Genomic DNA, 20,193 nt, shown 5'->3' on the forward strand with positions numbered 1-20,193 from the left:
CTATAGAAAAACTACTGTGTCGTCGTTGTGAACGGCCATCTTCTTTTACTCTACCGATATATTTTTGAATTCCTTTTCGTGTCTTGATGCAATAGCGAGTGGGGGAAACCACGGCAGTCGCTCATGGGGGGAACCCCCAAGACCGCGCTGCCTCCCCAAGACCGCGCTGCATCGCTTTAATTTGCTGTCCTTGAATAGTAGCCGAAGTCTAGGCTATTGATATCAATAAAATTAGCGAAATCAACCGATCACCATAGACATTAGTGTCTTCGCGCGTTATCGCCTCCTGTTCTTGATGCAATAGCGAGTGGGGGAAACCACGGCAGTCGCTCATGGGGGAGACCCCCAAGACCGCGCTGCCTCCCCAAGACCGCGCTGCATCGCTTTTAAAATCTCTAAACATTGTCTTGATGCAATAGCGAGTGGGGGAAACCACGGCAGTCGCTCATGGGGGAGACCCCCAAGACCGCGCTGCCTCCCCAAGACCGCGCTGCATCGCTTCTTCAATGCCAAATCGTTTCTTATAAGCAGCAATCGCCAAGTCTAAGGAATTTAAATTTGTCATAATAAACCATCCTTCTTTGGAGATAAATCCGGAAATACTACGCTTCCATTTACAGGCAACGTTAAAAGGGCTAAATCCCTTGGTTTTAGTTATTTTTACTCCTTGAAGAAAGACTGACGTTCCTGGCACTAACCCAAGCTCTGATAACTCAATCCAAATTTTATTTTTGACTTCAATAAACTCATTTTTTTTGAGACGTAAACAAAAGTATACAGACTTTCCTGACAACCATTTCGCTAGCTTAACAGAACAAAAGTCTCTATCTCCCAATCGGCAAATTTTATAATCTTTAAAAAGGGGAATTATTGTTGATAGATGACTGCTCTGCTCTTTACTATTACTGCTGCCTAATTTTGGCATCAAAGTCAAGTATATTGGCAATGCTCTGTCTTGATGCAGTCGCTCATGGGGGGAACCCCCAAGACCGCGCTGCATCGCTTTTATCCCAAATCAGGCGAGTTACTAAAAGATTTATTTTCCCCCAATTCGTACGGTCAATTGCTATATAAACTAGTTCATCTGTTTCAAAGTATGTTTCTAGTAAACTAGCGATTAGAGGAAACCAAATAGTTTCAAATCTTAGAGTTGATCAAGACAAAAAACGCTGGATTCTTTTTCTTCTACTTTCAAACTTTATTCCAAGAGGTAAAGCATTTGCTAACTTTTCAATTGCTTTCTCTTTTGATTGATTGTACAAGCATCACTAAACTATTTAATAAAATAAAATTACGATACTTTAGTTGAATTTTTAGAGGCTTTTGATAGAATAAGGGTAACATTTGCAACAGATAGGTCTTATTGACAATAAAAGACCTATCTTTTTCTATCACAGATCGTTACACTCCTGACGTATCAATTGTTTCAAGCCATATCGTCGCCCCCCCAGCTCTCGTGCACCATAAATTAAGTCTTTGATCCAATTCTCAGCTTCTGCTATTTTTATTAATTCAAAAACAACCTCTTTTAAATTAGCTCCTCCAGAAATTGCGTTTAAATTTTTATTTAATTCAAACGATAGCATTTGCTCTAGGGATGATTTATCAGGAAAAGCCTTAATTAAAGCTTCTTGTAGTTGTTTTCGCTGCTGACCAGATAAATTCATATTATTCCAAGACTCACTTATCTTGTCTCTTGGGCTTCTAGCATCGCCAACTCCGTCTCAAAGTCAGCCATTCTTCGATCCAAGGTAATCTATTCAGTATAGTCAAAATAATTAGCGATCGCACCAACAACCACCTCAGTTGTTGAGTTATGGGAGAAGGAATGGATATATTTTGACTGCTATGTTATATTTATCCATGGTAATAATAACATAGAAATACAGAAGTTCAGAATTTGGCAGAACGCTGATTAAGGTTAACTGTCACATTACGAAACATTAGTGGTGTTTTTTTTACGCTTTCTAGATTTGCTGATACCGCAAATCAATTAACTGTTGTACAAACTTTTCGTTACTAACTATTACCAATCCCTTGACCTCCCAACCAACCCGTTGTCCAAGCACTCTGAAAATTAAATCCCCCGGTAATTCCATCAATATCGAGAATTTCCCCAGCAAAGTAAAGACCTGGACATTGGCGGCTTTCCATAGTCTTAAAATTCACCTCTTTGAGACTAACACCACCACAAGTAACAAACTCTTCCTTAAAAACCCCTTTACCTTGAATCAAATAGCGTCCTTGAGTCAGTTCTTGAACTAACTGATGTACGGTTTTTTTCGATAACTCAGCCCAACGGTTTTGTGCTCCTACTCCCACACTAGTGACTAAGCTCACCCAAAGGCGCTTTGGGATAGGAATGGGACAACTAGTAGTAATGAAGCGTCGAGGTAACTGGGATTTAACATCCAGGAGTAATTTACGCAATCGGTCTGGATTGTAATCAGGAAGCCAATTCACCAACAAGGGCATTTGATAATGGTGTTCATGCAACACTCTCGCCCCCCAAGCAGAAAGCTTGAGTACTGCTGGACCACTTAAACCCCAGTGGGTAATTAGCAATGGTCCCGTTTGTTCTTTCAAGGTTTTACCAGCATCGGGTAATTTGAGGCAGACCTGTTTAACACTCACCCCAGCTAAATCCTGTAAACGGGAGTCTGGGATATTAAAGGTGAATAGAGAGGGAACGGGGGTTTCGATGGTATGACCTAAGGCTTTTGCCCAACGGTAGCCTAGGGGATTGCTACCAGTAGCAATCAAAACGCGATCGCATTTTATAGTCTCACCATTCCTCAACCCAATTTCAAATCCTCCTGGGGTCTGGTGTGGGGTGTCAGGAGTCGGGTGTTGGGAAGATTGCCGAGAGATCCACTTAACCGGATTACTGGTGCGAATCTTCACCCCTGCCCTCTTAGCCACTTGTAAGAGACAATCAACAATAGTTTCCGAACTATCTGTAATGGGAAACATCCTGCCATCCGCTTCAGTTTTCAGCTCAACACCGTGAGCCCCAAACCAAGCAATGGTATCCTTCGGTTGAAAGCGGGTGTAAGCCCCTCGCAATGCTTTGCTTCCCCTCGGGTAAGCTTGGACCAATTGGGCTGGATCAAAACAAGAATGAGTAACATTACACCGTCCACCACCAGAGATGCGCACCTTCGATAATGGATGGCGTGAGGCTTCTAGCAGAGTGACATTGGTATGGGGATGAGTAGTTGCACAGGTAATTGCCCCAAAAAAACCAGCGGCTCCACCACCAATGACTACGACATTGAGATTTTGTGAATTATCCAAGGGAATCGGGAATTGGGAATCGGGAATCGGGAATCGGGAATCGGGAATCGGGAATCGGGAATCGGGAACAGGGAAAAAATCTTGTTTACCTTATTAATATGAGAACCGATAATTACCCTTAATAAAAATCTCCCCATCTCCCCATCTCCCCATCTCCCGATCTCCCCATCTCCCGATCTCCCCATCTCCCCACACTTCCCACACTTCCCACACTTCCCAATTAGGATCGTCCTGGCAAATAGTACTTAAAGTCCCTTGAGCCTTTATAGTCAGTGACATTAGCCAATTCTTCTAGAGTTTGGACACCAGGGAGCAATTCGCCATTAATTTGCCAAGTAGGATAGGATTTAATTCCAGCAGCGATACAAGCTTCTGTCTGAGCATTTTTGCCATCACGAGCACACTCTATATAATTTATTTGAGAGAATGCCTGTTTTCCAAACAGTTGCTTCTGCTCATAGCAGTGGGGACACCAGTAAGCTCCGTATTTCTTAGCACCAACCTCAGTCAAATGACGCGCCAGATCAATTTCCGATTGACCAGAGGTTGTGTTAACTTTCCAGCCACCAATCGCTGCGTTTGGCGCACCAGAGGCTGTGGGAATTGGACCACCATTGTCTGCTGATGTAGCCACGGATTCCCCAACATTAGCATAAACGCCTAAGGTACCTACCAAGGTGATCATGCCCACGATCAGACCGATAAAGAAAATTTGACCAATATCTTCCCAACTGCGACCCACAAGGGTTAGGACTAGCAGGCTAATGGCAAATAATGCTGAAGTGATGCAGTATATACAGAGTGCTTGGATCTCAAATGCCAGCAAGTACATCAAGTAGCTACTGAACACTGTCATAGCTGCTGCACCTGCCAACAGCAGTAACCAAGTCCAATTTTCTAGTTTTGAGCGAAGTCCTTTCTTTGGGTCTCCCTTTACTAACAAGGGAGCCAAGGCAAATGTAGCCATACTGGTGTATGCCAAGAAACCAAACAAGGTTAGTGGCAGACCAAATATACTAGCATAAGGGCTGGAAAGAACATCATTACAGCTGGAAGCATTAGCTGCACCCGCGCTGCAAACTGCAGTACCACCTGTCAGTTTAACCACAGTCAGATAAGCAGTTAACAGGGCACCCACGACAGCGATCGCAGCAATCAGCTGACGGGACCAACGATAAATCCAGGGGGCAGAACGCCGACGACTCACACTCATAATCTAGATTAATGAGGAATAGGGGTTGCTTGAAAGTTCTAACTATTACGTTATCAAGTCAAACAACCAATAGACAGAAACCAAGGTGACATACTGTTGAAAGTCAACCTTCAACCTTGGCCAATAGGCCACGCTACGCGAACAACCTGATAACCTTGGCCTATTGGCCACGCTACGCGAACAACCGGCCAACCTTCAACCTTCAACTGACCAACTTTCAAACAATTGGTTTTTCTTCTTGTTTAGCAGACACACTACTGCGTACTGCTTCGACAAATTGACTGACCCGAATCGGATCAATAGGTTGATCAATTTGTCCACGACGCTTGAGGGAACTAGAGACAATTACCCCATCAGCATATTGCATCAGGGTGGAGATATTTTCCCAATTAGCCCCACTGCCAATAAACACTGGTTTGCCCTTAGCCGCCGCCGATGCTAACACCAGGTCTTGGGGATTAGTAGGAGTACCGGTTCCCCAGCCAGAGAGAATCACACCATCAGCTAACCCCCGCTCTATGGTTTCTTGTACAGCTATGGTGATATTCGGTGACTCCAAAGGTTGTCCATGTTTGACTAGAACATCAGCAAGAATCTTAACATCACTACCCAGTGCCCGACGGTAGCGCAAGAGTGTATGAGCCTGTCCCTCAATTAACCCCTGGTCTGTTGCCATAATCCCAGTCAGAACATTAACGCGGATAAATTTAGCCCCTACACAAGTAGCAATTGCCAAAGCACTATGAGCATCATTGCGCAAAATATTGATCCCTATTGGTATAGGAACCAGGTTCATAAGTCGCTCGACTATGATCGTCATGGTACTTACTACTGCTGGATCGACCTGGTTTTTGGTAAATGGGGCGTCGAAAAAATTCTCAACAATCACCCCATCCACTCCACCAGAGCCTAAGGCGGTGACCTCTTGCTCGGCTCGGTCAATGACAGCTTGCAGGCTACCCCCCCAGCGCGGGGAAGTAGGGAGTGGCAGCAAATGCACAACTCCTATGATCGGATTCGGTGTCTGGAAAATTTGCTCTAAGTTCACAATCCTGGGATGTTTGGAAGCCCCATCTCATCAGGGAGCGGGGAGGAAAAGCTACAGATAGAGCGCCTCAGCGCCCCCTGTAGAAAACTTGGGAATTGAGAGTAGGGTCGGATGCCTTGTCTTGATGCAGTCGCTCATGGGGGAAACCCCCAAGACCGCGCTGCATCGCTTTCTGGCATCGGTCTACCACTGGCATTAATGGTAAAGCTATGGTGCTTACCTTTTTGATTAAACCTGGGATTTAGTTCGACCGGTTGCTAAAACCAGTCGCTCAAACCAATTGTATCGGTCAGTGCTATCCCCAAAGCAAGCACCTTAATTCCTGAAGACCATTTCTAGCGGTGGGACAGCGATGCAGCAAGGGAATAGGGGGTTTCCCCCACTCGCGCTTTGCATGGCTGACAAGGCCCGAGGTTCAACGCCCACACCCAACGCGCACCAAGAGATTGGTGGTAGGTTAACAGAGGTTAGCCCTAAAACGACTACATCTGTTTTTGATGCCTACTGATTTTGGCTCAAGGGTAAAGTAGGATTATATATAGTACCAGTAGATTGTACCTTTGTCCTGTCAACTTTCAGCTTTCTGACCGGAATTCGTGAACAGCCGAGATCAGCACTACTCAATTTAATCCCTGTAGGAGCTCAGCCCCCCGCTCCCCCATAGACCGAGGTGACCAACCCGGGTCAGTTGGAGTCATGATCTCCGCGATTCTCCTTTGGAGACACTACGTGAGGGATGCAGCGCGGTCATGGGGGAAACCCCCAAGACCGACTGCATCAAGAAACCCATGATTTTCTGTGAGGGATATTTTTAGATTTCCTCATATTTTTTTGAATATTTTAATAAAATTTAATTTAGAATGAGTGTATAGGTTTTCATAGTGAAATCAACATGGAACATCAGTACTAGTAGATTAGGAGAGCAGATATAGAAGTTGAGCACATCACTTACACACTAAGCTCAATCACACCAAGCTCAATCACACCAAGCTCAATCACACCAAGCTTAATCAATGGTGTAAGGTTCTGCTAAAGGGCAGTAGGTGATGTGACTAAGCGGTAGTAAATATAATAAGATGATTAATGAATGGGCAAAAAGCCAACTGTAGCAATATCTCACTTGGGCTGCGAGAAAAATCGCATTGATACCGAACATATGCTGGGTCTGCTGGTTCAGGCAGGATACCAGGTTGATGCCAATGACGAATTAGCTGACTATGTTATTGTAAATACCTGTAGTTTTATAGAAGAAGCGCGGCGAGAATCAGTCCGCACGCTGGTAGAACTGGCGGAAGCTGATCAAAAAATTGTGATCACCGGCTGTATGGCTCAACACTTCCAAAGCCAATTATTGGAAGAGTTGCCAGAGGCAGTGGCAGTGGTGGGCACCGGGGACTACCATAAAATAGTAGATGTAATCCAAAGAGTAGAAACAGGCGATCGCGTTCAAGAGGTTTCTACTGAACCAACCTACATTGCTGACGAAACAACGCCACGCTACCGAACAACTTCTGAAGGGGTGGCTTACCTGCGGGTGGCAGAAGGCTGTGATTACCGCTGTTCATTCTGTATCATTCCGCACCTCCGGGGAAAGCAGCGATCGCGTACCATAGAATCTATTGTTGCGGAAGCTGAGCAGTTGGCATCTCAAGGGGTTCAAGAGCTGATTTTAATTTCCCAAATTACCACCAACTATGGTTTAGACATATACGGCAAACCCAAACTAGCAGAACTGCTGAGAGCATTAGGTGAAGTAGACATCCCCTGGATTCGGATCCACTACGCCTATCCCACGGGTTTAACCCCATCCGTGATTAAAGCCATTCACGAAACTCATAATGTTCTTCCTTATCTCGATTTGCCTCTACAGCACTCCCATCCAGAAATCCTCCGCTCCATGAACCGTCCTTGGCAGGGACGAGTAAATGACGCTATAATCACGCAACTAAAAACTGCACTTCCTGATGCAGTGTTGCGAACCACCTTTATTGTCGGGTTTCCCGGCGAGACAGAGCAGCACTTTGAACACTTGCTGGAATTTGTCCAGCATCATGAATTTGACCATGTTGGAGTGTTTACCTTTTCTGCGGAGGAGGGAACAGCAGCATACAAATTGCCTAATCAGTTGCCCCAAGGGGTGATGGATGCCAGACGGGATGCCCTGATGGCAGTTCAACAACCGATTTCCTTGAAAAAAAATCAAAACTGTCTGGGCAAGATAGTTGATGTTCTCATAGAACAAGAAAATCCCTTAACGGGTGAATTTATTGGTCGCAGTGCCAGATTTGCCCCTGAGGTGGATGGATTGGTCTACGTTCAAGGTGATGCCTCTTTAGGAACCATAGTAACAGTAGAAATTACTGATTCTGATGTCTACGACTTGTATGGTTCTGTAGTACTACCTCCGTAAACAAGCCACAGGCTTTAACTAGGGGCTGGAATTAAAAACTCCACCACTAGGGGAAGTAATCTGGTCAATCCTGAACCAGACATAATCCTTGGTCTTTTAGATTATGGAGCTTTTCACAAGGCCTCTAGCCTTATCAAAAGCAGGTGTCTGTCGCCCATAGTAATGGCACACTAAAGCGCACACTAAACGGCAGCGTAAACGGCACACTTAAAAGACCTGCTTAGGGGGTAAAAACTAGCTGAGCGGTGCATCAATTCAGCTTTGAGGGTCAAATTTGGGATGATTTAACCCACCCCAATCCAACGGGCAATACCTAGCTAAGGAGCCACCCTCAACCTGACAACTGTGTCTAGGGCATTAACCATTGCGTCTGTAAGACGTGTTCTAGTGGGATGAACCTAATCTCAAGCTTTTAGACACACTAAATAGGTCGCAACAGACCCCAGCTGATGGTGAAGCGCGATGCAGCCCCGACCTGAGGGGGTTTAAGCCAAAGCGCGACTGCCTATGGGACAAGGTGCAACTTAGGAGTTGATGCCTATCAACAGGTGCGACCCGTGGCGAATTTAATTCGCCAACGGAAAGCGCACCTAACCAAATGGGTGGAAACTAAACCGCTTTCTACTCATCTAATCTCATCATAGGTTTGTCAAGGCAAAAACCATGGTGAGTAAAACCTGAAGGCTCACTGTCTTTATAGCCATGACAGTGTTTCCTCACACGTTCAACTACTAACTTTCTGACTTACCAGAAAAAAACCACAACTAACCAACGAAAAATCGAAAAATAACTTATGACCGTTTCTTTCCAAAGCCTGGGATTGTCTGAAGCTTGTGTAAGCCAACTCGAAAAAATCGGCTTCACTACACCTACTACTATCCAAGCCCAAGCTATTCCTGAACTGCTCAATGGCCATGATGTACTCGGTATGTCTCAAACCGGTACTGGCAAAACAGCAGCGTTTTCCCTACCAATGCTAGATCGCATTGACTTGGACAAGCGAACCGTACAAGCCTTAATTCTAACCCCAACCCGAGAGTTAGCGCAGCAAGTTAACCAAGCGATTCGGGACTTCAGTGAGGACCGTCGATTGCATATACTAACCGTCTGCGGTGGTCAGTCCATTGAGCGGCAAATTCGGATGCTGTACAAAGGCGCTCAGATTGTGGTAGGAACTCCCGGACGGGTGATTGACTTGCTAGACCGGGGAGACCTGAAGCTGGAAAACCTGAGCTGGGTGGTACTCGATGAAGCTGATGAAATGTTAAGCATGGGCTTTATCGATGATGTTAAGAAAATCCTGCAACAGACTCCCGAAGAGCGTCAGACTACTTGCTTCTCAGCAACTATGCCCCGGCCAATTCAGGACCTAGTCAGCAAGTTCCTGAAATCCCCCGTCACCGTTAAAGTTCAGCAATCGAAAGCAGCACCAGCGCGCATTGAACAGCGAGTTTACATGGTACCCCGTGGCTGCTCAAAAATCAGGGCTCTCCATCCGATTCTGGAACTGGAAGACCCAGAAGCTTCAATCATTTTTGTGCGAACACGAAAAGCTGCTGCTGAACTAACCAACCAATTACAAGCGGCTGGTCACAGTGTGGATGAGTACCACGGTGATTTGAGTCAGAGTCAGCGGGAGCGGTTATTGTATCGGTTCCGGAAAAATCAAGTGCGTTGGGTAGTAGCAACCGATATTGCTGCCCGTGGTCTAGATGTGGATCATCTGACCCATGTGATCAATTTTGACCTGCCGGATCAAGTAGAAAGCTATATTCACCGCATTGGTCGTACCGGTCGTGCTGGTAAGACAGGAACAGCAATTACCCTGATTCAACCTTTTGAACGCCGTAAACTCTACCAGATTGAGCGCAAGGTGCGGCAACGGTTGGAAGTTACCCGGATTCCGACCCGCTCACAAATTGAGGCCCGGCGCTTAGAAAGACTGCAGGCAGAGTTACGGGAAGCTTTATCAGGGGAACGGATGGCTTCTTTCTTGCCAGTTGTACGGGAGTTGGAAGAAGAATATGATGCTCATGCGATCGCAGCGGCAGCATTGCAGTTGTTCTATGACAAAACTCAACCCCCCATTAGTGACGATATCGAAGAACGAATGGTGGAACGTCCCAAACTGCGGCTTAACACAGACAAACGCCATCGGTCAGAAAAACCCAGAAAGCCTGTGATTCAGAATCAGTCAAGATAAGATAGACAAAGATGAAGTGTAAAGGATGAAGGCGTATTGGATGAAGTAGCAAAATATACCAGTTGCTGAGTAAGCAACAATAATCAATGGGAGGGTTGACAAATCATAACCTTCATGCTTCATACTTCATGCTTCATACTTCACACTTCACACTTGATACTTCACCCTGAATACTTCCCTAACCAAACGTGGCTTTAAGTCTGTCTGTTTCTACTTCACTCAACTGGCCTGGCTTAGTTGAGGCTTACCGTCCTTATTTGCCAGTCACTGACTCCACACCAGTGGTAACCTTACTCGAAGGTAACACTCCCCTAATTCCTGTGCCCACTATTGCCAAAATTATTGGCAGAGGAGTAAAGGTACTGGTGAAATATGACGGTCTCAATCCTACCGGTAGTTTTAAAGACCGGGGAATGACCATGGCGATTTCAAAAGCTAAGGAAGCAGGAGACCAGGCGGTAATCTGTGCTAGTACCGGAAATACCTCGGCATCAGCAGCAGCCTACGCTCGTCGGGGGGGAATGCGGGCATTTGTGATTGTTCCTGATGGTTATGTGGCTCTGGGGAAATTAGCCCAAGCGTTGGTATATGGAGCAACAGTAATAGCGATTAAGGGAAATTTTGATGACTGCTTGAAAATTGTCCAGGAAATGGCATCAAAGTATCCGGTGACCTTGGTCAATTCCCTCAATCCTTATCGCTTAGAAGGTCAAAAGACAGCTGCGTTTGAGATAGTGGACAACTTAGGTGATGCTCCTGATTGGCTGTGCATACCAGTGGGCAATGCTGGCAATATTTGTGCCTACTGGATGGGATTTTGCGAGTACCATCAGCAGGGGAAATGCGATCGCTTACCCCAAATGATGGGATTTCAAGCATCTGGAGCATCTCCGATTGTCGCTGGCAAAGTCCTAGAGCATCCCGAAACCATTGCAACGGCAATTCGGGTGGGCAACCCGGCTAGCTGGGAAAAAGCGATCGCAGCCCAAGAAGCTAGTAAAGGGGCATTTAATAGCGTTACCGATCAAGAAATTTTAGATGCCTATCGGTTATTGGCATCCCAAGAAGGAATTTTTTGTGAACCAGCTAGCGCTACATCAGTCGCTGGTTTGTTGAAAGTAAAAGACGAGGTACCCACAGGAGCAACCGTGGTTTGTGTACTGACAGGTAATGGTCTTAAAGATCCAGATACTGCAATCGCGCACAGCAAAAACCCATTGACAGAAGGGATTGAGCCCACAACTGCTGCTGTGGCAGAGGTGATGGGGTTAAAGCCGAAAGAGGCTTAAAGATGAGTGGTAACGTCAGTTGTTATGTTGTTCGCCTTTGGCGTTCCCGAAGGGTAGGTTAACCGGTTGAAGGTTAACCGGTTGAAGGTTGTTCGCGTAGCGTGGCCAATAGGCCAAGGTTCGTCGGTTGTTGGCGTAGCGTGGCCTATTGGCCAAGGTTCGATGGTCTTATAGCGCTACCTTTCTGTATCCCGACTCCCGACTCCCGACTCCCGACTCCCGACTCCCGACTCCCGACTCCCGACTCCCTATAACCCAGGACTAAAGTCCCTGATCCAATTGAGAGCTGCTATATAAAGTGGGATAATTTAATAGTGGAGTTCTCTCAAACCCAATTGGCAGTCGATTTAATCGACTTAATTCCTTATCAATGTGATTAATAAAGTATTTCATTTCTCTAGGATTCCCATCGATATCTTGGCCTGTCACCAAGTAGCTAGTTACCTCATTCTGTAGAGATGCATAGTTCAGGTATAACTGTTTGTTATTGACAATACTGTCCTCATACCGGAATAATCCCGGAATATTTCCAAACAGAATAGCTGATGCTGAAACCACTACGAAGATATTAATCACATAAGGGTGAGTACTATTCCAACCTGAACGAATAATAAAGAGTAAACAAATTCCTGCTACAATTGCTGTACCATAGGTCATTAACTTAGACATATAGTAATTGTTGTAGAAGAATGTCATCATTTTAAAATGCCTTTGGTCTCGCGCTTGGATTTCTTGGATTTGGTCACCAATTCTTTCTTGTTCAAGGGGAGCAGCATCAGGGATGGTTTCAGTATACGCAACTGTTTCTGTTGGAGGTAACAACCACTTTTGAGTTTGATAGTTACCTAAGGAATACAGAAAGATGACTCCTACAGTAATCAGTAAAACCAATACAGACGTTATGGCGATATGTCCAATCAGTGGCTTCGACCAAAATTTTGGCTCAGTTAAGCCTATTTTGTTAGTTTCGTTATTTTCGGTTTTGACAACGGTTTCAATGGTTTCATGATTATGAGTTTTTGTCGAATTTTCTTTATCGATGTCGATAGCTGAAGATTTATTGAACTCTAACATTAGCTTGACCTCCAAGGGGCGGACATTCGTTTTTTTATGAGGATTCGGTTTTTGATTCGGATATGGATTTAGCACCATCAACTTTAAAAGGGTATTCAATAAGTATTAATTTGTCAATTTCAGGCAAAGGCATAATGGTAATTAGTAATTAGTAATTAACAATTAATAATTAACAATGGACAATTGAATCATAACTAATCACTAATCACTAACGTAGAGGAAGCCGACCTACCAAATTCTTCTGGGGCATAGTTGAGGTGTGCTTGAGCAGGGGGCCATAAATAGGTTCCTGGTGTCACTGACCGCACCAGATAATGTAAATTATAGACACCAGCTTCCAATCGATCGGCATAAGCGACAATGCGATCGCGATGAATTTTCTGATAATCGATTTGCCAGCTATCCTGTTGAGCTTGGAAGTAAGGGGTAGCAGTTTGGAAACTAGTATCAACTGCTTCCAACCCAGCTGGTAAGAGATCTTCGATCACCACATGATCCACTGGATGATCGCTAATCACCTCAACACCAATATCAAACACTTGTCCCGCTGGTACTGTTAATGGCTCTTTGAGAGCATACAGTCCAATCTTTCGCAACACCTTTTCTTGATTAGCCGGACGTATGGTCTTGTTTACTCGTAATCCATTAAACCGACCAGCTTGATTGCCTTGTAAGCGATAACGATAGCTGGTTAAGTAGTGTAGAGTCCCTGCACCAGATTTTTTGACAATTAGGTCATGGCGACCTCGGGGTAACTTATCCATAGTAACCTGAATCGATTGACTAGGTTTCTGATACCCCTGGAATTGGGCTGAGCCAAGTTTTTTCCCGGCTAGTTGTACCGTTGCTCCAAAGCTGGGGGGTGTAGGCTGTAATCGACTATAGTCTACTAAGGCACTCAAGGCTTGGGCATTATCGTAGCTAGTTTGCCAAGTGCCGTCTCGCCGTAACTCTAATAACCCTTGTAATAGTTTACTGCGAACCTCGGCTGAGCTGTTTTGGGCAATAAATAAACGCAAGGCTTGAGCTTGTGCAGTAGTAGAAGAATCCAGCCAACGCCAGCTTTGTGGTAAGTTTATCCGAGCTGAACGCCCAGTTTGATAGATGCTTTCCTGAAACTGATTGACTAGAGTTTGGGCTTGGCTCCGCCACTGAGGAAACTGTAATAAGTAACGCGCTAATTTAATCTGAGTGACCCGGTCGAAGTTACTGCTCTGTTCATAAAGGTATCCTAGGAAGTCACTGCGGGTCTGACCGAGTTCTGCTAACCCCATCAGTGCTTCTAATCGCACCTTACTCTTACACACTACGCTCTTGCAATAATCATACTGACCAGGATTTGCCAATATTTTCTGCAAGTAGTTCTGGAGACGGCTCACCATCCCAGCATCTACTGATAATCCTGCTGCTTTCGCCCGAGCTAGAGCAGTAGCAGCATAGGGAGAGACGAAGGGGTCTGAGGATTTTTGTCCGGGCCATCTGGCAAAGCCACCATCTGGTCGCTGGAGTTTCTGTAACTGTTTGATAGCCTCAGTGCCTTGTTGGCTAGGGTTAAACTCAGCAAAGGTCTGACCATATTGTTTGCCGAGTATTTCCAAATTGGATGCGATCGCTAATTTACTTGCTACCGGTTCTAAGAAGGGTAAGTCTTCGTTATCCAAGACTTGCTTAGCCGGAGCAGTAATCTCAGGAATCAGAGTGCTAGCCAGGGAAATCTCTAACCCTCCGCTGTCAGGTACCACGTTACTAGCTATATTCACTGGGATTTTTACTTGAGTCCTGGTTACTCCCGATTCCACCACTTGCTCAGTAATGTCAACCGGTTTAACAGCTAAAGGTACTTCAAACCCATCCTGATTACCATTGAGCTTAGTCGTAAACTTGACTTTAGCTTTATCCAAGTTATTGGCTACCATCGGAAAACGATAACCACTGGTTCCGGTCTTGGCTGAGGTTTTTTGATTCAGCGTAGGCCCTTTACCATCATCAAACTGAACGGCACCGGTCAGTTGTCCATTAATCTGTAAATCTCCCGTTTGCCCAGTATTATTAATTAGCGATATACCAGCTTTAAAGCGATCGCCTGGACGAGCAAATTGAGGTAATACTGGATTAGCCATCAGCCGCTTGGTGGTGATAAAGGTAGCCTGGCCATTCCCAAAGTGTAGGTTTCCATCCGTTGCTACTGCCATCACCCGCCAAGTGGTTAAGTTATCTGGTAGTTTAAAGGTTACCCTTGCTTTACCATTGGCATCTGTTACCAGTGAACCATTGTAGTAGGCTAAGGGTTTGAATTCCGTGCGAATCCGAGTACTAGCTGCGCCAGAAGACTTTCCTCCACCATAGCCCCAGCCTTTTTCCATCATTCGCGTCGCTAGGCTTTCTAGCACCACCTTAGGACGGTTATCGCTGAAGCGAGTGGAAATATCTTGCTGAGCATACACGGTCTCTACTAAATCCGGTATTTGGTAGCCACTCAGTTGCAAGATAGCTTCATTGACAACCATCACGGTAAACTGTCCCTTTACTGGTTTACCCTTAGAATCTTGCAATGCTAATTCCACGGTTTGCTTAGCACCAGGTTCAATGGACTTAGACTGCAATGTCTCTGTTACCTTGAGATAGTTATCATCCAAGCTGGTATTAAAGGGAGCAAAACCAATCCGCACCAGATTTTCTACACTCCCTGGCTCAACTTGGGATAGGGGTTTGCCTTGGCGCACTACTACTGCTTCTACTGCTGCATTAGGTACCATCTCCGGAGTGACTTTGAACTTAATCTCTGGGGCACCCCCTTTAATTTTGACTACTTTGCGATAGAGGGTATTGTTCCGAACTACTGCGAAATACAATTCCCCTTGGGCATAGGGAGATTGAATCAAGGCTGTAGCTGTTTCCCCCGGTTTATAGCTATCCTTGTCTAGTTTGATATCCAGGCGAGAGTTATCATAGCGAGACCCCCAGTACACTGAGTTTCCACCGGTTGCCCAAATTTGTAAGTCTGTTGCTGCTAAGTGATTTTTAGCCTTAGCAAAATTAGCGCGAATTCGATAAGAACCGGATGAGGGAGGAGTGAGCTTAATGGATTTCGGACTACTACCGGAACGGACAGTTACCTCTTTCACGGTTTTGTATTCCACCTGATTCTTTTCTCGCTGACTCCCTGCCAAGACCTGGGTGACACTGCTGTATTTCATCTCTTGCAGTTCCAGGCGTACTGATTGTCCTTTGACCACTTTACCAGTGGGGTCAGTAACAATCACGTCTACAGGGAATGGTTTTCCGGCATCCGCCACCCAATCCCCTTTTAATCCAATTAGTTTATCGCTAGGTAAAGCTGTAAATGTTTTAGAATCGGATACCGACAGATTCGAGACATCGGTAACTTGGGAATCTACCCGGTAAGTCATGGGATAGGGCAGGTCTTTCGTCACCGGAATAGTTAGACTACTTTCCCCAGACTCACTTAAAGTTTGATTAGTTTGCAGGACATCACTGGTAACTTGCGGTCTTTCCTGTGGCCAAAACCACTGCTGACCAAAGGAAAACTCTTCCCATCCTTCTGGAGTAAAGTAGACGGGGGTGCGAGTGACATAATAGGCAACCTTACCCCCATCTACATTTGAACCAAACCAATAATTTCCTTGGACATTAGCGTCCACCTTCTCGCCCATGTTAGCAAATTTTTGAGCAAGGGTAAGGTCAACTTTAAAATTAGGAGGATTAAACTCAGCTACTCGGAAACCACCTGAAATTTCTTTCCCATTGCTTCCCCTGGCCTGAACGGTATAGAAACCTAGGGGTTGATTCTCTTTCAGGGGTAATTCTAGGGAGAAGGTACCAAATTCATTGGTTTTCTTAGTGCCTAAGTCTGTCTTTTTACCATTGGGTTCTACCAGCGTGACCTGATAAGATGCATTTTTGTCTTGGGTGAGGTTATCTTTTTCGAGATAATACGCTGCTGCGGTGAACCAAGCCTTTTCTCCTGGTTGGTAAAGCTGTCTGTCTGAGAAAATAGTCCCTCGGGATTTGGGTTTGCCATTGTCCCAGTCTGAATAAATCCCGTAGCCATAATACCCACTATATTCATTGGTTCGAGTAAATGCCCAGTCTTTGCCTTCTTTAGCTATTACCAGTAATTTCGGGCCTTTAGTGAAGCGCGTTGCCCCATTCATACATTGCCGTAGAGCCTGGCTGTTTAGGGCGATGGTGCCAGTTCTGTCAGTTTTTGCGATCGCACAGGGTTTTGGTGTGCCTCGATAGGAAGCATTCAGCTCAGACTTATATATCTCTACCGTTGCTGCTGCTGGTGAACCATCGGACAGATGATTCACTTGCACTAAACCGGAATCAGGAAACCATTGCGCAAACACTCCCAAATTGGTCAGCTGCACCATGCCATAAAAGGTTGGTTCCCACCACTTTTCGTTTCCATTCCCATCCTGATAGCGATTGGCTTTCCCTTGCACCCCATAGGCCAACATTCCCGTTGGACCTCCTAGTCGTTTCCTCAGGGAAACCGCGATATTAGTGGTTTTATTTTTCTTTCCCGCTACCCGGAAACGCTCCCATTGACTTGGGTTCGGTAATAAATCATTGCCCTTGCCACTCGGATAAGCAGAATCTTTATAGACCAAGTCAGTAGGTTGAACGATGCGATAAGCCGCTTTATACTCTGGTTGCGGTAAATTGACCGTAGAAATATTCAACTGTAGGGACTCGGAATTGCGTTTTAGGGTAGACGGAAAGATATGCAAATCCGAGGGAGCCCAGATATCCCCTGCTAAATCCCCTGTTTGGTATTTAAAGGTTACAGGTTCACCCAAGGTTTGCCCAAATTGGTCAGTGAGATTAGCACCCAGAGTAACGGTATAGGTAATTTCTGGTTCTAATGCCCAAGGATTAAGGTTAACGAATCGATTGCCATCATAAGCTTGCACCAATTTGGGAGCTTCCTTGGGAGCAGGCTCAACCGTAATATTCTCCATGGCGGAAGAGGCCAGCAAAGGATTATTAAATTCCAACTGAGCTGCCCCTTTCACAAACCGTCCATAAGCGCCTCCCGCCTCTGGCTGTCCGTAAAAGGTGATTTTCTTATAGGTCAAGGGGTCAAAGGTTTTGACTTGACTAACGAAAGCGGTTTCGGTAGGGATATTGCCGCGAGCGGGACCCACACCAGGGGCAAAGGCTAAGTTGTAATCGGTAGCTTTAGTGAGGGGTTGCTTAGGGGTGATCGTATAAATCCATTGCCGCAAGGAGGGGTTAAATTCCTGAGCGGGTTGCCTATACTCTGAGGAAACATCCTCTTGTTCTTTAAGAGCGACATCTAGCTTGACACTCTGAGTCTGACCTTTCGGTGTCATGGTCAAATGCTCCTTTACTGAAGCCAGATCCAATTGAGTATTGGAGGTAAACTCTAACTTAGGCTCCAGAGCAATTGGTTCTGGTTCCGCTTCTGGATTCCTCTGAGTTGCTGGCAAATTGGTTAACTGGATCGGGGCAGTATTGAATGTCCAGGCTAAGTCTTGTTCTAGACTATGATTGTTGAGGTCAGCTAATCCAGCTTTGATGGTAACTTGGACACGAGCGGCTAGAGGCAGAGCTTGGTCAGCTTGGAATCCTACCATCCGTGGGGTTAAGAAACGAAATTTCCCAGGGATAGGGGGTATGATTTCAAATTTCTGTAAGATTTCCCGCTGATTCGGACTTCCCAAGCGTTCAACGGGAATCAGGGGGTCTTTGAAGCGAATCCGAATTTGGGAAAGGGGCTCAGCCATGCCGATGGGACTAATTTGCTCAATCCACTCTGGGATTTGAGGCATCGGTAGGGGAGCAACTGCTGGTAAGGGTTGAAACCCTGACGTTAGTTTAGCGCTATCACAGCTTATTATTCCTAGGATGAGAGATAATCCCAGTAATAACCCTATGGCTGTTTTAATTACCCTACCCATGGCGTGCCTAGATTTTCCTCTTGGAGCTTCCATTTTTGATTAAAGCTCAGATTTTTGAATTTGGCAGGATTGTGCGAAGTTTCCTTAACTCCTGAGGGTAGGGCGGTTGTTGCAGTAACTTCCAGGACAAGTATTCCCTGGTAAATTTCGGCAGATATAGCGCTACGCGCAAGTGAGAAGTCAGAAGTCAGAAGTCAGAAGTAAGCTATGATTAAGTTTCGGAGTTTAGTAATGTCCTAATCTTAATGGGTAGTGCTATACTAGCAAAAGCGATAAGTGTATCCATCTTTTCGGTGTATTGCCGATATATCTTGACGCTTGCAACTTTTGTAGCCCTTGGTTCCTAACGGGGTAAATCCAAAGCTTCCTTTGCTTCTAGGGGTGACTTTGCCTATTCCTAGTTTTTGATGCTTGGCTATGTCCCCAGTGACCCAGCCTTTGATTGGTTTCAATGGGTTGTGTCTGATCGGGTAACCGTATTTGTTAAGTGCTGCTTTCTGTCTCCCTCCCTGTCCCTTGCAAGTAACCAACAGTGGCTGATAGGTTTTCAAGACCAAGGTCTCAATATCCCCAACACAAGCAGCATCAATCCAGTGTTGCTTAGGAAGACCTAGTTTAATCCGGTTATACTTGGTCTGCGCTCCTGTTCCAGTAACTACAAGCAAGATATTCTGGAGTACTTTAACTAACTTGTTACGAGTTGTATTTACCGCTGCTGCATCCAATAATGGTTGCTTGGCTTTAGTTTTGATTTTTTGGAGTAAACTTGGCTTATTTTTTAGGAATTCCTCTATGGGCTTGTTTCCTTTCCGTTGATTGCATTTTTCGCAAGCTAAGCAAAGATTACTGACTCGATTACTTCCGCCCAATGACTTTGGTTGAATGTGTTCGATTTGCAGTGGAACGGATTGTTTGCCGCAGTAAGTGCATTCCCTTCTCCATTTCTCTAGCAAGTACTCTCTAACTTCATAACCAGCTAGCTCTCCTTGCTGGTACTCAACACCACTGATTTCAGGTTTCTGCATTTTTTGAGTGTCAAACTTAACTCTTTCAACCCAAATTTCATTAATCGGGCAAAACTTGGTTAATCGCTTTACCCACGTTTCAATCGTCGAAACCCTGTGTTCTAAGCTGGGTGGAAGCCAACCCTCTGAACGTTTGCGATTAAGAAATCGTGGCTTTCTGTAACGGGTGTGACGATTACGTCGGCCACGTCTTACCGCCTTTCTAGACTCTAATTTTTTCTTTATAAACCCTCCTCTGTGTTCTAACTCCATTCCCCAAATGACTTGGTTGTTTTGAACTAAAGCAAATCCAGTTACCTTGCTGCCGGGATCTATCTTGATCTGACCTGGCGAGATAGTTGGATTGCTAATCGCCGTTTTCAAGATGATTGTAAATGGATACATTCTAAAAACGGCAGCTTTACCTTTATCTAATAGTCGGCGAGCTTTCCTTGGGTGAATGGGATTCAATGGTTGTTTATTTGCGTCAATGACAAATACGTAATTCTGCATGATTAGTGCGTCTCAATTCGGTAAAGTGTTCCGGACTTCGTCCCGCTACGCGAACGACAAAGTTGGAATGGCTTGTTGGGCTAATCACACATTTCGCCTTCACCTTAATGATTAGCGACAGAGCCAAGAGCTGGAGTTCACTCTTGGGTGTCATAACCAAACCAACGTAGAAAACTAAGTCTGCATCCTAG

General features: G+C 45.3%; 13 protein-coding genes and 1 pseudogene. 3 read left to right on the forward strand and 11 right to left on the reverse strand.

The genetic code is table 11. From position 1 onward, the window contains the following. The 7 genes and pseudogenes from F6K46_RS21685 to btpA all read right to left on the reverse strand — a co-directional run. Positions 1-271: pseudogene (locus tag F6K46_RS21685) on the reverse strand (hypothetical protein); the annotation flags it as partial. Between the two features lie 174 nt (positions 272-445). After that, a complete protein-coding gene (locus F6K46_RS21690; protein ID WP_293117337.1) occupies positions 446-1,000 on the reverse strand; it encodes a hypothetical protein in 555 nt (184 codons plus the stop codon). A gap of 391 nt (positions 1,001-1,391) precedes the next feature. Continuing rightward, complete coding sequence (locus tag F6K46_RS21695) at positions 1,392-1,667, reverse strand: effector-associated domain EAD1-containing protein (RefSeq protein ID WP_293060955.1); 276 nt, start codon at positions 1,665-1,667, stop codon at positions 1,392-1,394. Between the two features lie 352 nt (positions 1,668-2,019). Further along, positions 2,020-3,297: an NAD(P)/FAD-dependent oxidoreductase gene (locus F6K46_RS21700; RefSeq protein ID WP_293060957.1), complete on the reverse strand. Its 1,278-nt coding sequence runs from the start codon at positions 3,295-3,297 to the stop codon at positions 2,020-2,022. Further along, complete coding sequence (locus tag F6K46_RS21705) at positions 3,267-3,482, reverse strand: hypothetical protein (protein WP_293060959.1); 216 nt, start codon at positions 3,480-3,482, stop codon at positions 3,267-3,269. The genes F6K46_RS21700 and F6K46_RS21705 overlap by 31 nt, the downstream gene beginning before the upstream one ends. Positions 3,483-3,517: 35 nt before the next feature. After that, positions 3,518-4,510 carry a vitamin K epoxide reductase family protein gene (locus F6K46_RS21710; protein WP_075900001.1) on the reverse strand — a complete coding sequence of 331 codons (993 nt, stop codon included), beginning with the start codon at positions 4,508-4,510 and terminating at the stop codon, positions 3,518-3,520. 217 nt (positions 4,511-4,727) lie between these two features. Beyond that, on the reverse strand, positions 4,728-5,558 hold the full coding sequence (gene btpA, locus F6K46_RS21715) for a photosystem I biogenesis protein BtpA (protein ID WP_293060962.1): 831 nt from the start codon (positions 5,556-5,558) through the stop codon (positions 4,728-4,730). 1,087 nt (positions 5,559-6,645) lie between these two features. Between btpA and rimO the strand changes: the two genes are divergently transcribed. From rimO to thrC, 3 genes are all read left to right on the forward strand, one after another. Beyond that, positions 6,646-7,968, forward strand: a complete 1,323-nt coding sequence (gene rimO, locus F6K46_RS21720; RefSeq protein ID WP_075900003.1) for a 30S ribosomal protein S12 methylthiotransferase RimO — start codon at positions 6,646-6,648, stop codon at positions 7,966-7,968. A gap of 793 nt (positions 7,969-8,761) precedes the next feature. Then, positions 8,762-10,171, forward strand: coding sequence for a DEAD/DEAH box helicase (locus F6K46_RS21725; RefSeq protein WP_293046746.1), 1,410 nt, complete (start codon positions 8,762-8,764; stop codon positions 10,169-10,171). 188 nt (positions 10,172-10,359) lie between these two features. After that, a complete protein-coding gene (gene thrC / locus F6K46_RS21730; RefSeq protein WP_293060965.1) occupies positions 10,360-11,460 on the forward strand; it encodes a threonine synthase in 1,101 nt (366 codons plus the stop codon). A gap of 15 nt (positions 11,461-11,475) precedes the next feature. On the opposite strand, the gene F6K46_RS21735 is transcribed toward thrC, so the two are convergent. The 4 genes from F6K46_RS21735 to iscB all read right to left on the reverse strand — a co-directional run bounded on the left by F6K46_RS21735 (position 11,476) and on the right by iscB (position 20,002). Then, positions 11,476-11,616 carry a hypothetical protein gene (locus F6K46_RS21735; RefSeq protein WP_293060967.1) on the reverse strand — a complete coding sequence of 47 codons (141 nt, stop codon included), beginning with the start codon at positions 11,614-11,616 and terminating at the stop codon, positions 11,476-11,478. 105 nt (positions 11,617-11,721) lie between these two features. Continuing rightward, positions 11,722-12,534, reverse strand: coding sequence for a hypothetical protein (locus tag F6K46_RS21740; RefSeq protein ID WP_293060969.1), 813 nt, complete (start codon positions 12,532-12,534; stop codon positions 11,722-11,724). 194 nt (positions 12,535-12,728) lie between these two features. Further along, entirely contained in the window at positions 12,729-18,518 is a 5,790-nt protein-coding gene (locus tag F6K46_RS21745) for an alpha-2-macroglobulin (RefSeq protein WP_366510742.1), read from the reverse strand. A gap of 227 nt (positions 18,519-18,745) precedes the next feature. Next, the gene (gene iscB / locus F6K46_RS21750; RefSeq protein ID WP_293060973.1) at positions 18,746-20,002 is read right to left on the reverse strand and encodes an RNA-guided endonuclease IscB; all 1,257 of its coding nucleotides are present in this window, start codon (positions 20,000-20,002) and stop codon (positions 18,746-18,748) included. Positions 20,003-20,193: the final 191 nt, after the last annotated feature.

The sequence above is a fragment of the Moorena sp. SIO3E8 genome (assembly GCF_010692445.1).
Classification (GTDB): Bacteria; Cyanobacteriota; Cyanobacteriia; order Cyanobacteriales; family Coleofasciculaceae; genus Moorena; species Moorena bouillonii.

Excerpts from the sequence above, each read along its gene's own strand:
- rimO (WP_075900003.1), top strand. The coding sequence starts at position 6,646 with ATGGGCAAAAAGCCAACTGTAGCAATATCTCACTTGGGCTGCGAGAAA.
- iscB (WP_293060973.1), bottom strand. The coding sequence starts at position 20,002 with ATGCAGAATTACGTATTTGTCATTGACGCAAATAAACAACCATTGAAT.
- F6K46_RS21745 (WP_366510742.1), bottom strand. The coding sequence starts at position 18,518 with ATGGAAGCTCCAAGAGGAAAATCTAGGCACGCCATGGGTAGGGTAATT.
- F6K46_RS21740 (WP_293060969.1), bottom strand. The coding sequence starts at position 12,534 with ATGTTAGAGTTCAATAAATCTTCAGCTATCGACATCGATAAAGAAAAT.
- F6K46_RS21695 (WP_293060955.1), bottom strand. The coding sequence starts at position 1,667 with ATGAATTTATCTGGTCAGCAGCGAAAACAACTACAAGAAGCTTTAATT.
- F6K46_RS21725 (WP_293046746.1), top strand. The coding sequence starts at position 8,762 with ATGACCGTTTCTTTCCAAAGCCTGGGATTGTCTGAAGCTTGTGTAAGC.
- F6K46_RS21705 (WP_293060959.1), bottom strand. The coding sequence starts at position 3,482 with ATGGGGAGATCGGGAGATGGGGAGATCGGGAGATGGGGAGATGGGGAG.
- F6K46_RS21690 (WP_293117337.1), bottom strand. The coding sequence starts at position 1,000 with ATGCAGCGCGGTCTTGGGGGTTCCCCCCATGAGCGACTGCATCAAGAC.
- F6K46_RS21710 (WP_075900001.1), bottom strand. The coding sequence starts at position 4,510 with ATGAGTGTGAGTCGTCGGCGTTCTGCCCCCTGGATTTATCGTTGGTCC.